The organism is Mycolicibacterium sphagni, assembly GCF_002250655.1.
Lineage (GTDB): Bacteria > Actinomycetota > Actinomycetes > Mycobacteriales > Mycobacteriaceae > Mycobacterium > Mycobacterium sphagni.
Genome location: NZ_NOZR01000008.1, coordinates 50,728 through 63,286, shown reverse-complemented (window position 1 = coordinate 63,286; position 12,559 = coordinate 50,728). Strand labels below are relative to the sequence as shown.

14 protein-coding genes are annotated in these 12,559 nt (G+C 65.4%); 3 read left to right on the top strand and 11 right to left on the bottom strand.

All coding sequences use genetic code 11. The features are described from left to right. Nucleotides 1-49 precede the first annotated feature (49 nt). From CG716_RS11460 to CG716_RS30175, 4 genes are all read right to left on the bottom strand, one after another. The gene (locus tag CG716_RS11460) at nt 50-688 is read right to left on the bottom strand and encodes a sensor domain-containing protein (RefSeq protein ID WP_094479552.1); all 639 of its coding nucleotides are present in this window, start codon (nt 686-688) and stop codon (nt 50-52) included. Nucleotides 689-692: 4 nt separating this feature from the next. Continuing rightward, nucleotides 693-1,121, bottom strand: a complete 429-nt coding sequence (locus CG716_RS11455; protein ID WP_094479829.1) for an organic hydroperoxide resistance protein — start codon at nt 1,119-1,121, stop codon at nt 693-695. Between the two features lie 8 nt (nt 1,122-1,129). After that, nucleotides 1,130-2,578 carry a catalase gene (locus CG716_RS11450; RefSeq protein WP_094479550.1) on the bottom strand — a complete coding sequence of 483 codons (1,449 nt, stop codon included), beginning with the start codon at nt 2,576-2,578 and terminating at the stop codon, nt 1,130-1,132. 130 nt (nt 2,579-2,708) lie between these two features. Next, nucleotides 2,709-3,152, bottom strand: coding sequence for a hypothetical protein (locus CG716_RS30175; protein WP_094479548.1), 444 nt, complete (start codon nt 3,150-3,152; stop codon nt 2,709-2,711). Nucleotides 3,153-3,326: 174 nt separating this feature from the next. Between CG716_RS30175 and CG716_RS11440 the strand changes: the two genes are divergently transcribed. Then, nucleotides 3,327-3,545 carry a hypothetical protein gene (locus tag CG716_RS11440; protein WP_094479546.1) on the top strand — a complete coding sequence of 73 codons (219 nt, stop codon included), beginning with the start codon at nt 3,327-3,329 and terminating at the stop codon, nt 3,543-3,545. Here the strand turns inward: CG716_RS11440 and CG716_RS11435 are convergent. The 3 genes from CG716_RS11435 to CG716_RS11425 are packed head-to-tail and all read right to left on the bottom strand — an operon-like array spanning nt 3,532 to nt 7,007. Beyond that, nucleotides 3,532-4,656, bottom strand: a complete 1,125-nt coding sequence (locus CG716_RS11435; RefSeq protein ID WP_420093185.1) for a DUF4185 domain-containing protein — start codon at nt 4,654-4,656, stop codon at nt 3,532-3,534. The two genes, CG716_RS11440 and CG716_RS11435, sit on opposite strands and share 14 nt — an antisense overlap. Nucleotides 4,657-4,692: 36 nt before the next feature. Beyond that, a complete protein-coding gene (locus CG716_RS11430) occupies nt 4,693-5,739 on the bottom strand; it encodes an aspartate-semialdehyde dehydrogenase (RefSeq protein WP_094479544.1) in 1,047 nt (348 codons plus the stop codon). Between the two features lie 2 nt (nt 5,740-5,741). Then, nucleotides 5,742-7,007, bottom strand: coding sequence for an aspartate kinase (locus CG716_RS11425; RefSeq protein WP_094479542.1), 1,266 nt, complete (start codon nt 7,005-7,007; stop codon nt 5,742-5,744). Between the two features lie 94 nt (nt 7,008-7,101). Between CG716_RS11425 and CG716_RS11420 the strand changes: the two genes are divergently transcribed. After that, nucleotides 7,102-7,749: a nitroreductase family protein gene (locus CG716_RS11420; protein WP_094479540.1), complete on the top strand. Its 648-nt coding sequence runs from the start codon at nt 7,102-7,104 to the stop codon at nt 7,747-7,749. Here the strand turns inward: CG716_RS11420 and CG716_RS11415 are convergent. The 4 genes from CG716_RS11415 to CG716_RS11400 all read right to left on the bottom strand — a co-directional run bounded on the left by CG716_RS11415 (nt 7,690) and on the right by CG716_RS11400 (nt 10,921). Continuing rightward, complete coding sequence (locus CG716_RS11415) at nt 7,690-8,133, bottom strand: hypothetical protein (protein WP_094479538.1); 444 nt, start codon at nt 8,131-8,133, stop codon at nt 7,690-7,692. The two genes, CG716_RS11420 and CG716_RS11415, sit on opposite strands and share 60 nt — an antisense overlap. Nucleotides 8,134-8,205: 72 nt before the next feature. Beyond that, nucleotides 8,206-8,865, bottom strand: a complete 660-nt coding sequence (locus tag CG716_RS11410) for a helix-turn-helix domain-containing protein (RefSeq protein ID WP_094479536.1) — start codon at nt 8,863-8,865, stop codon at nt 8,206-8,208. Between the two features lie 107 nt (nt 8,866-8,972). Then, entirely contained in the window at nt 8,973-9,254 is a 282-nt protein-coding gene (locus tag CG716_RS29875; RefSeq protein ID WP_133066922.1) for a hypothetical protein, read from the bottom strand. A 200-nt stretch (nt 9,255-9,454) separates the two neighbouring features. Beyond that, on the bottom strand, nt 9,455-10,921 hold the full coding sequence (locus tag CG716_RS11400) for an APC family permease (protein ID WP_094479532.1): 1,467 nt from the start codon (nt 10,919-10,921) through the stop codon (nt 9,455-9,457). 317 nt (nt 10,922-11,238) lie between these two features. On the opposite strand from CG716_RS11400, the gene glnT reads away from it, so the two are divergent. Further along, on the top strand, nt 11,239-12,546 hold the full coding sequence (gene glnT / locus CG716_RS11395) for a type III glutamate--ammonia ligase (protein ID WP_094479530.1): 1,308 nt from the start codon (nt 11,239-11,241) through the stop codon (nt 12,544-12,546). The last annotated feature ends 13 nt before the right edge of the window (nt 12,547-12,559 follow it).

Genomic DNA, 12,559 nt, shown 5'->3' with positions numbered 1-12,559 from the left:
CCGCACCGACAAATTTCCCTCGATCCCGGATGACAAGTCCGTGACGTGGCTACTGACCCAGCGTGTTCTGCATCGCGCCGGCGAGCACGTTCACCGCGGGCCCGCCATTGCCGGACTGGCACACCTTGGCCTGCAGCAGCACGTTCTCCCGCAGCCGGGTCTGGGTGAAGCACCGCCGATCAGTACCCGCTTCTTGTTTCACCCACACCGCGTCGGTGGCGGTGGGCGCGGCTCCGCCGAACGACCACACCTGCGTCGTCCCGTCGTCGAGGTGCATGGCCGTCGTCTGCCCGGCGCAGCCGACGGTGCGGTCAGTGACGCGGCGGAAGGCTCGGGCGGCGGCGTCGGCCGTGGCGAACACCCCGACGGCCTGCTTGACGAGGTGGTTCTGGTCGGTCGCCGACGTCTGGGTGGTCGCGCTGTTGAACGACGCCAGGTCGGGATCGTAGAAGACCTCCGGCAGGCCGATGTCAGCCCAGTTGTTGCAGACGGGCAGGTCGACCCAGAACGCCTGCACCGGATCAGTGCTCACCGATTCCCACGTCATCGGGGCGCCGACGATATTGCCGACCGATCCCTTGCCCAGCACGGCGTAGGACACCACACCCGGATCCGACGGTCGGGCGTTGGCCGGTGCGGCCAAGCAGACACCGGCAACCAACACGGCCGTCGCCGCGCGAAGACGCATCGCCTCAGACCCTGGCGTCCAGCGTGACGTCGATATTTCCGCGGGTGGCCTTGGAGTACGGGCACAGCTGGTGCGCCTTGCTCATCAGCTCCTCGGCCTGCGCGTGCTCCAGACCCGGGAGGTAGCCGATGAGGCGCACGGTGATGCCATACCCGCCGTCGGCGTCCTTGCCGAATCCGACCTGCGCGGTGACGCCCGATGCACTGTCGAGCGAGATCTTCTCCTTGCGGGCTACCAGCTGAACCGCGCCCAGGAAACACGCGGCGTAGCCCGCCGAGAACAGCTGCTCGGGGTTGGTCCCCTCACCGCTGCCGCCCAGCTCTTTCGGCGGCCTGGTATCCAGATCTATTCGATTGTCCGAGGACTTCACATGACCGTCGCGCCCCCCGCCGCTGGCCGTGGACTCCGCGGTGTAGGTGACATCGATACTCATGGCATCGATCATGCCAGCCCGGCGCGCACTCCTTCTTCGACTTTTTTGCCGAGGTCGGGGTCGACATTGCGCCAGTAATCGAACACCCGGGACAGCACCGGCTCTTTGACGCCGTCCGAGACGTGCCCGATGATGTTGTGCGCCAGCCGGTCCCGCGCGTCATCGTCAAGCACCTCGCGGACCATCGTGCCGGCCTGGCCCCAGTCGTCATCCTCGGGGCGAAGCGCATACGCCGCCCGGACCATGTCGCCGTCTGAGGCCCAGTGCACCTCCGCGGCTCGCGCCGGATCGAACTCGGGGCCGCCCATCGAGTTCGGCGCGTACACCGGATCACTGACGTTGTGGATGCGCATCGCGCCGTCCTTGGAGTAGCTGCGCACTTCGACTCTGGGTGTGTTGACCGGGATTTGCTTGTAGTTCACCCCGAGCCGGTGCCGATGGGCGTCGCTGTAGGAAAACCCGCGGGCCAACAGCATCTTGTCCGGGCTCAAGCCGGTGCCGGGTACCACGTTGTTCGGCTCGAAAGCGGCCTGCTCAATCTCGGCGTGGTAGTCGGTAACGTTGCGGTTCAACGTCATTCGGCCGACCTCGTGCAACGGATAGTCGCTGTGCGGCCATACCTTGGTGAGGTCGAACGGGTTGTAGCGGTAGGTCTTGGCGTCTTCAAACGGCATGATCTGCACGTGCAGTGTCCAGCTCGGAAAGCTGCCGCCCTCGATCGACTCGTACAGATCGCGCTGGTGATAGTCGCCGTCGCTGCCGGCCAGCTGATCGCCTTCCTCCTGCGTAAGGAATTCGACGCCCTGATCGGTCTTGAAGTGATACTTCACCCAGAACAGCTCACCGGCCGCGTTCACCCAGCTATAGGTGTGGCTGGAGTAGCCGTTCATATGGCGCCAGCTCTTGGGGATACCGCGGTCCCCCATCAACCAGGTGACCTGGTGTGCGGATTCCGGCGACAGCGTCCAGAAGTCCCACTGCATGTGGTGGTCGCGAAGGTTGGAGGACTGCAGGCGTTTCTGCGAGCGAATGAAGTTCTGGAATTTCAGCGGGTCCCGGATGAAGAACACCGGGGTGTTGTTGCCGACGAGATCGAAGTTGCCCTCGGTGGTGTAGAACTTCAACGCGAACCCGCGGGGATCCCGCCACGTGTCTGGGCTGCCGCGCTCACCGGCGACGGTCGAGAACCGGGCAACCATCTCGGTCGTGGTGCCAGGCTGCAGAAACGCCGCCCGGGTGAATGGGCTGACGTCCTGGGTCACCTCGAACGACCCGAATGCGCCGCCACCCTTGGCGTGGGGCTGGCGCTCCGGAATGCGCTCACGGTTGAAGTTCGCCATCTGCTCGATCAGGTAGTGGTCCTGCAGCAGAATCGGGCCGTCAGGCCCGACGGTCAGTGAGTGTTCGAAGTTTGGGGCCGGCGCACCGGCATCCGTCGTCGCATACTTCTCTGTCATCTTTCGTGCCTCTCTCAGGCTGTGGGCGCCTTACAGGGAGCGGGTACCCGCCTTGCACGGATTTGCCCCAAACAACCGAAAGCCCAGCGCCCTCGGGGGGAAGAGGGCGCTGGGCAGCTCGGTAATTACGTCAGGGACGCGGTGTTGGGCTGGCGGTCGCACCGGGGCCGGTGCTCCCCGGACCACCCGGGGCGAAGCCGGGGCCACCCGGGCCGCCGCCGGGTCCACCCGGGCCGCCGCCGGGTCCTCCCGGGCCCCAAGGCCCGAAGCCCGGCATCATTCCATCGCCGTGATGATGGAACTGCTGGCCGCTATCGCCATCACCGCCGTGGTGATGGTGCCAGCCGCCGTGGCCGCCGCTGTGGCGTCCGAGGGCGAATCCGGTGAAGAAGACGGCGCCGACGATGAAGATCGTGCCGGCGACGATGGCAACCCACGCGACGGCCTGGTAGAGCCGGTTGGGACGGGTATGAACTTCCACCGGCCCGTAGTACGCGCGCGGCGGTGGCGGGGGTTCGAGAGTGGCAACGGGACTGGTTGCGGGCTCGTCGGCCCGCTCGGGTGTTTCGGTCATGAATCGATCATGCGAGCCTGCTGCCCAGTGCGGGCTAGGTCGGACCTTTGAGTTGACTATGAATGAGGACCCGCACGGGATGGTTGCCGGTGCCGGTGGGCACGGGGTAGCACTGGACAGCGCCAGCGAACTTTGCAACTATATCGCAGGGGTTGCTTCTAAGGAGAGTTCACGGTGCTGTTCTATCTCTATCTCACCGGCATGCCTCTGGCCACCTTCCTGGTATGGGTGTTCTCAGAAGCCTTTCGCGCAGGTGAGGCCGTGCGCGACCGCGTTCGCTTCCCACTCATCGTGGCGTCAGGGTTGCTGTGGCCGGTGTTACTCCTGGGAGTTGCTCAAATTCAACTACTGCGCATACGGGCGAAGCTGATCAACCCACTCACCACGGCTTGATCGGGTTGACCGCAAACTGGAGCACTCGGTAGGGCGCTCGGTCGCGCGGCGTGGTGTTCCACTGGCTGATAAAGACCCGCACTTCATCGAGCGTCGAGCCTGGCGAGATATAGCCGCCGTATGGCTGCGCAAGCCGGTTGTCGTCCGGTGCCGGCAGGCTATCCACCGGGTCGGGCCAGTCCCCCGCATGCACCACCGTCGTCACCGGAGCGGCGCCCAGACCGGTCGGGTCGTAGGCCACCCGCATCTCCATGTTGCCGGTGCTGGCATTGAAATAGGACAGCACGGGTTTGCCGTCGACCTCGCGGAAACTCATCTCACCGATCTTGTCCGGCCACAACGGTGTCGGCGTCTTGTTCCAGCCGCCGCTTGGGCCAGCCGCCCAGCCCTGCCATCGTGAGCGGTCGGTGAACGTCTCCGGAGTGGCGCGGTACAACACCGCCGGACCGGACCGATCGAAATTATTGGCCACGACGTACACCCAGCCGGTCTGTGAGTCCGGCGTGGGGATCGGGTCGTAGTAGCCGCTGATCTGGGTCTGACGCCCGCCCGCGTGGGCCGCGTCGCGCAGCGAACCCGGTACGGTCTGCCAACCGCCCTGTCCTGCTTGCGCTTTCACCAACCGCGAGGTGTGCGGAACCAAGTCCTTGGTGGTGGTCACCAGCAGGTAGTTCTGCCGGTTGATCTGCACGACGCCTGCCGGCAGCTGCGAGGAACCGGCCGGGGCGGGGTCAGCCAGCAGTGGCTTGTCCACGCCGGTGACTCCGGTGTAGCGCACCCCATCGGGGTCGTCGACCGAGTCACCGGAAACATGCAGAGCCACCGGTGAGAACCAGCCGCCGAACCCGACGCCCTGACCGGCGAAGCTATCGCCACAGATCTGCAGTAATTCGGTTGGGAATTCCATGAACTCGCACAGATCGGTGGCGCCGATACCGTAGTCGCGAGTCGGGGTTCCGGTGCCGGCGATCGGCCCGATCCGCACCACCTGACCTGGAGCGAGCGGCGCCAGGATCGGATCGGGTGCCGGGCTCGGCGGGTCCGCGGTCGCAACCGGCGACAGCACGAGTGCCGAGATCGACGAAATAGCGCAGATTGCCCGCAGTTTCACGCCCAAACGTCGGTTTCGGCGCAAGAGGAACCCGCCTCAGAGCTCGGCGGCAAGCAGCTCGGCGATCTGAATGGTGTTGAGTGCTGCACCTTTTCGCAGATTGTCGCCCGAGAGGAACAGCGCCAGCCCACGACCGCCCGGCACGCCGGGATCCTGGCGGATACGTCCGACCAGGGTCTCGTCCACGCCGGCGGCGGCCAACGGCGTCGGTACGTCGACGAGCTTCACCCCGGGTGCGTCAGACAGCAGCTCGGCAGCACGTACGGGCGAAATTGGTTGGGCGAATTCGGCATTGATCGACAGCGAGTGCCCCGTGAAGACCGGCACCCGCACACAGGTACCGCTGACCAAGAGCTCGGGGATACCGAGGATCTTGCGACTCTCGTTGCGCAGCTTCTGGTCCTCGTCGGTCTCCCCCGAGCCGTCGTCGACCAGCGAACCGGCCAGCGGCACCACGTTGAACGCAATGGGCGCAACGTATTTCACCGGCTCAGGAAAGTTCAGTGCGGCGCCGTCGTGCACCAGTTCCTCCGCGCCGTCGATCACCGCGCGCGCCTGGGTGGCCAGCTCGTCGACACCGGCCAGACCACTGCCCGACACCGCTTGATAGGTCGAGGCAATCATCCGCACCAGCTGCGCCTCGTCATGCAGCACCTTGAGCACCGGCATTGCGGCCATGGTGGTGCAATTCGGGTTGGCGATAATGCCTTTGGAAAGGGATCGAGCGCGGTTTCCGACATCTCTTGCGAAGTTGACCTCCGACACCACCAGTGGAACGTCGGGGTCCTTGCGCCAGGCCGACGAGTTGTCGATGACCACCACGCCCGCCTCGGCGAACCGCGGCGCCTGTACCCGCGACATCGTCGCGCCCGCCGAGAACAGTGCGATGTCCAGGCCCGAAGGGTCGGCGGTCGCGGCGTCCTCGACCTCGATCTCCTGCCCGCGGAACGGCAGCTTCTTGCCGGCCGAGCGGGCCGAGGCGAAGAACCGCACGCTGGTGACCGGGAAGTCGCGCTCCTCCAGCAGAGCGCGCATCACCTGGCCGACCTGGCCGGTGGCTCCCACGACGCCGATGTTGACCATGGCTACCGCCCCGTTCCGGCGTAGACGACGGCTTCTTCCTCGCCGCCGAGGCCGAACGCCTCGTGCAGCGTGGCGACAGCCTTGTCTAGCTCGGTGTCCTTGACCAGCACCGAGATTCGGATCTCAGACGTCGAGATCAGCTCGATGTTCACGCCGACGCGGGCCAGCGCCTCACAGAAGGTCGCGGTCACGCCGGGGTGGCTGCGCATGCCCGCGCCCACCAGCGACACCTTGCCGATGTGGTCGTCGTAAAGCACCTTGGTGAAGCCGATCTCGCCCTGCAGGGCAGTCAGCTTCTCGACCGCGGTCGGGCCGATGTCGCGCGGGCAGGTGAAGGTGATGTCGGTCTTGCCGTCCTCGATCTTCGAAATGTTCTGCAGCACCATGTCGATGTTGATGTCAGCATCGGCGACGGCACGGAACACCTTGGCGGCATAGCCCGGTACGTCGGGCAGACCGACAACGGTGACCTTGGCCTCGCTGCGGTCGTGGGCAACTCCGGTCAGGATGGCGTCTTCCATAGGGATGTCCTCGATAGATCCTGTGACGATCGTGCCGGGTTTGTCGGTGTACGACGACCTGACGTGAATCGGAACGTTGTAGCGGCGGGCGTATTCCACACAGCGAAGCATCAGCACCTTGGCACCGCACGCCGCCATCTCGAGCATTTCCTCGAAGCTGACTGTGTCCAGGCGATGCGCGTTGGGCACGATGCGCGGATCGGCGGTGAAGATGCCGTCGACATCGGTGTAGATCTCGCAGACGTCGGCGTGCAGGGCGGCGGCCAACGCGACGGCGGTGGTGTCCGAGCCGCCGCGGCCCAGAGTGGTGACGTCCTTGGTGTCCTGGCTGACGCCCTGGAACCCGGCCACCAGCACGATCTGTCCCTCGTCGAGCGCCGACTGCAGCCGGGTGGGCGTGACGTCGATGATCTTGGCGTTGCCGTGGGTGCCAGTCGTGACAACGCCGGCCTGGGACCCGGTGAAGCTGCGGGCCTCGGCTCCCAGCGACTCGATGGCCATGGCGACCAGCGCGTTTGAGATCCGCTCACCTGCGGTCAGCAGCATGTCCAGCTCACGGGCGGGCGGTGCCGGGCAGACCTGCTTGGCCAGGTCAAGCAGCTCGTCGGTGGTGTCACCCATGGCGGAGACGACGACCACGACGTCGTTGCCGGCCTTCTTGGTCTCGACGATGCGCTCGGCGACTCGGCGAATCCGGTCGGCGTCCGACACCGAGGATCCGCCGTACTTCTGCACGACGAGCGCCACTGTCTGCCCTTTCGAAAGAGTGGGATGTCGGCTTTAAGGATAAGGGGTCAAAGCACCTGCTTTTGCCGCCCGGATCGGCGGTAACGTCTCACCAGTGGCTGACCAACGCGCCGTCCCACCCTCAGACCGTGGCGCCCGCACCCTGGTGCCGATCCACCCGCCGATCGCCGCCAGGTGGAGTCCGCGCGCCTTCGACCCGGATGCGGTGATCACGTCTGAGCAGCTGATCGCGCTTTTGGAGGCCGCTCGCTGGGCCGCGACGTGGGGGCATCGCCAGCCGGTGCGGTTCGTGGTCGGCGTGCGGGGTTCGGACCCGTTCAGCACGATGACCGGCCTGCTCCGCCGCGGCAACAGCTACGCCAACGCGGCCGGCGCACTGATCCTGGTGTGCGCCGATGCGGGAGAAGATGACCGGACCGCGCTGTACTCGGCGCTCGACGCCGGTGCCGCAATCGCGAACCTGTCCATCGAGGCCGTGGCCCGCGGCCTGATCGTGCATCCGATGGCCGGCTTCGATGTCGACGGCGCCCGTGCCGCATTCGCCCTGCCGGACGGGGTGCACCCGCTGGCGGTCGTCGCCGTCGGATCCCAGGGCGACTACGTGACGACGGCCCCGGAGGTCGCTGAGCGCGACGCGCGGCCGCGGGAGCGGCTACCGCTGGACGAGATCGTGCTCAATTGGTCAGGAGCAGGTTTTCCGCAGGTCCCCGAGCTTGGTGACGATCCGCTCGTTGAGCAGTGACATCTCGTACATCTGAGGTGGCGGCGGCGCACCCGGTGCGCGGGCTTGAGTCTGCGAGCGCAGCGTCGGCAGGCCTGTCACGAACTGGTTGGCCAGCTGGGCGATCTCGGTTGTTTGCGCCGCCAGGCCGGGATCGGTCACCTTTTGAGAGCGCTCCGCCAGGCCGTCCGCCCACTGCTGGTAGGCGGCGTCCTCGGCGACCGTCGGGATCCCCTCATTGCCCTTGGAATCGATCTTGGCGGCCTGCGACCGACTGAAGTCCAGGAAGTCGATCACCGGCTTGCATTTCTCGGGCGGCCCGTCGAAATATTTCGACCAAACGGCCACACCCACCGCAATGACCAGTACGGCGATCGTGAGGATCCACCGTGGTCGTCGTCGCATATCGCCTTCCTGAAGTCGATCGCCCTGATTCCGAGGACATGGACGGGCCGGATTCAATCCGTGCGACCGCGATCAGTCGTGGAAGTCGGGATAGGCGGTCACCGCCAGGAATCGGATGGGCAGCCGAACCAGATCGCGGGGACCATGCAGCCCTTCGCCGTCCAGAAGCAGCGTATCACCGGGTCGCATGGTGTATTCGCTGTCGTTGTGCCCGTACACCATCACGCCTTCCAGCATGTAGAGGAGCTCGGTGCCCGGATGCTGGAATAGCGGAAAGGGTTCGCTCTTGTCAGTCAACGTGACCAACACCGGTTCGAGCCTCTTGTGTTGGCCCCGCAGGGCACCCAGCAGCTCGTAGTGGTGCCCGACGCGGGTGCCGCGTCCCACGATCACCGACCCCTTGGCCGCCTCGGTGAATACGGCTTCGCGGCCGTTGTCGGCTCCACGAAACAGCGCGGTGACCGGTACATCCAAGGTGTCAGCCAGTTTCGCCAGAGTGGTGAGGCTGCAAGAAGTCTGGGCATTCTCGATCTTGGAGAGCATTGCCTTCGACAGACCTGTCTTGGCGGCCATTTCCGCAACCGACAGCCCGGTGGCGCGCCGCAATGCGCGGACCTGAGCGGCAATGGCCAACTCGAGTGTCGGCCGGCGCGCAGTCGTGCTGGACACTTCCCGCTCCGTGGGTGCGGGGTCGCCGCTGTCGCGGTGTATGCGCCCTTGCAGCTCGGTCATCGGGCGATTTTATCGCAGGGTCTACTGTCAGTGGACGCAACAACCCACGGGCACGACAACCAAAGACTGTGTCGCCGCCGCCCTACCCAGCACGATCGGCGCAGCGACTACCCGGCCTTCGGCATCGAGTCCACGGTTGCGATCGGCCGAAGGCGCCGGCGGAGCTGGCTGTGTAGGTCGCCCTCGATGAGGCGGCGAAGCCGGCCTGCGCTCGAGCCTGCCACGATCACGCGGGTGGCACCGCGACGCCGCACGATGCGCGGAATCGCGCGGTGGGCATGGCGGGTGACGACGATCTGCCCATCGACGTCCACCCCGGCCTTCCGCAGCCGATTGACGGTCGTGGTGATGGCCTCCTCGGCTGCCGCACGTTCCCGGGCGGTGGGCATGAGACCTGGGTTCGGCATCCCGAGCGAATATCCGTGAATCTTTAGCGGAAGCACAACGGCCACAGTGCAATTGGCTTCGCAAGCAGCCGCGATGAGGTCTGCGCAAGCCGCCGCATCCGGCCTCAGGACGATCACCAGGTCGCGGGGCGAGTCCGGCGGTGCATCACCCCTGCGCGCCCCGAGGCGCCGCAGTACCGCGGTCACGCGGGTTCCGCCACCGACGTCGACGCCACGGTTATCCTTCGGTCGGCGATACGTCGCCAGAAGTGCAGCGGGACATAGGCGGCCAGCACAAGCAGCCCCACGAAGAACAGCGAATGGCTTTGCGTTCCGACCACAATCGACGGACTGTTCCAGCCGCCGAAGACCCACAGCACCGCACAGAAGATCCCGACAGCGAGCGCCACCCACCTCATGAAGCCAGGCAGCCGGACGGGTCGCTCAATCGCGGGGCGTAATTGCCGGTGCGCGAAGTAGGCGAAAAAGGCCATGCCACAGGCGAAGAGATAGCCGATATTCGAGATGATGTAGATGCGCAGCGGGCTGCCGAAAAGCAGGATGACGATCGAGCAGACGACATTGAAAGCCATTGCCCGGCCGGGAACACCGTGTTTATTCAAGCGACCGAACCAGCGGGGCAATACGCCGTCCTCGGCCGTCTGGTACAGCGAGCGTGCGCAGCCCATGATCGCGTTGAGGACCGACAGCAACAGCGCCACGATCAAAGGCAGCCCGATCGCCCACTGGACCCACCCACCGGACGTACCGGTGATCTTGTTGATGAACGTGGAGAAGATGGTCAACGGGTCGGCATTGTCGGCCACGCCCAACACCAGCACGAGCACCACCGCGGTCATCACGAAGATGAAGAAGCCATAGATTCCTTCGACTGTCATCGCGATCTTGGCGTCGCGGGCCGGGTTCCGGCACTCACCGAGATAACAGGCCGCCGCCTCCATGGCCAGCACCGACCACGTCATGACGAACATCCACGCGAGGATCAGCGTCGGGCTGCCGACCACACCCGGCGCGAAGTGGAAGCCAGACAGATTGCCGAACGTCATCGAACTCGGGCGGAAGAACGGCAGCAGGATGAGCAAAGTCAGCGGCGCCATGGACACGATGCCCATGACCGTCGCGAATCCGGCCCCCAGCTTGATACCAAAATAGGCCGGCACATACATGATCGCGATGGCGACGATGGAAATGATCAACACCGCCAGAGTTATCGGGCTCCCGATATCCCCGAACGGCAGGAACGACCGCCCCTGGGGGATCGAGAAGAGCTGCGTGATGTAGGCCGATGCCAGGATCATGTTGATGGGGGCCACCGGAAACCAGCCCAGCCAGTAGGCCCAAGCCGACAATCCGCCCAGATGAGTCGCGATGCCGGGATGTATGGGTTCGAAAGACTCTGTCGCATAGGAGGGAAGCCCCCCTGTGCGGTGTGGCATAACGGCCGCCAGTTCAGCCGCGAAAAGGCACAGCAGCACCCCCAGAGCTGTGGTCACCGCAATCAGTGGCACCGCAGCCGCGCCCAGCGACTGTACGGCTGGTGGAGCGATGCCCGTCACCAGGATCGGTCCGGCCAGGCCGATAACGAACGCACCCCACCAATTGGTGCCCTTGTGCAACCCTGAGTTCTCTGCGACGTTCGTGGACGTCATGTCGTGTTCCCTTCGCCTGCCGGCTCTAAGCCCAGTGGTCGTTATGCACTGTCAGTGGACGCCTCGGGTGTTTCACATAAATAAACCGTAAGTAACGATCGGAAACACTTGACCGCTTCGGTGGTCAGTCGGCACCGTCGGCACGCGAGCGCCCGACCACCCCACCGAGGTGCGGTTATCCAGCATTCCTTCAGCAATCTCGCAGAGAGTGGCGTGGCTCCGCGCTCGTGCGACAGGATCCGGATGGACATGCGGAACCCGATACGATGGTTTAATGTCATGAGATAGCGATTCCTCCTGAGAGACAAGGGCTCAGCATGGTCGGCAACCTGCAGACACTGGCACAAGACGCGGGTACCAAATTCGTGCTCGCGCTGTTCGTCGACCTGCGCGGCAAGCCGTGCGCGAAGCTCGTTCCGGTCGAGGCGATAGACCTCTTGGCCACCGAGGGCGTCGGATTCGCCGGATACGCCGTCGGAGCCATGGGCCAGGAGCCCAAAGACCCGGATATCATGGCGATCCCCGACCCCCAGTCGTTCACGCCGATCCCGTTCATCAAAGAGGGCCTGGCGATCGTGCACTGCGATCCGCACGTCGAGGGCCAGCCGTGGCCGTACGCACCGCGGGTCATTCTCAAGTCACTGATCCAGCGGGCCGCTGACGCCGGCTTCGAACCCTGGGTCGGCGCCGAGGTCGAATACTTCCTGCTGACCCGGGCGTCCGACGGCAGCCTGGCCACCGCGGACACCGCCGACACCGCGGCCCAGCCGTGTTACGACGCACGCGGCGTCACCCGGATGTACGACCACCTCACCGCCATCTCTACGGCGATGAACACCCTGGGCTGGTCGAACTACGCCAACGACCACGAAGACGGCAACGGCCAGTTCGAGCAGAACTTCCAATTCGCCGACGCGCTGACCACCGCGGACCGGGTCATCACGCTGCGCTACCTGCTGTCGATGATCGCCGCTGAACGCGGCATGGTCGCCACCTTCATGCCCAAGCCGTTCTCCGATCGCACCGGCAGCGGCTTACATCTGCACCTGTCGCTGACCAGCGGCGGCGCGCCGGTGTTCCCCGAAAACTCCGACGACCGCGGGCTGGGACTATCCCCGACCGCTTATTCGTTCATCGGCGGCATTCTCGATCACGCCTGCGCATTGCAGGCCGTTGTAGGGCCAACGGTCAACTCCTACAAGCGAACCGGAGCGCTGACCACAGCCTCGGGCGCATCCTGGGCGCCGAAGCTACCGACGTACGGCGGCAACGACCGCACCCACTACATCCGCGTCCCGGACTCCCAGCGGGTGGAGCTACGCGGCGGCGATGGATCGGCCAACCCGTATCTGGCCATCGCAGCGGCTCTGGGTGCCGGCATCGACGGCATCAAGCGCAGCCTCGACCCCGGCGCGATCGGAAGTGCGACCGGCCGCACCGCCCTGCCTCCCACGCTGTTGCACGCCGTCGAAGAGTTCGAGGGTGACGCGGTGATCACTGGTGTGCTTGACGCCGTCGGCGCCGGGGTGGCCAGCTATTTCGCCGGGATCAAACGCGACGAGTTCTTCGCCTACCACAGCACGGTCAGTCCGTGGGAGGTCGACCAGTACCTGACCGCATTCTGACCGGCGAGGAAGG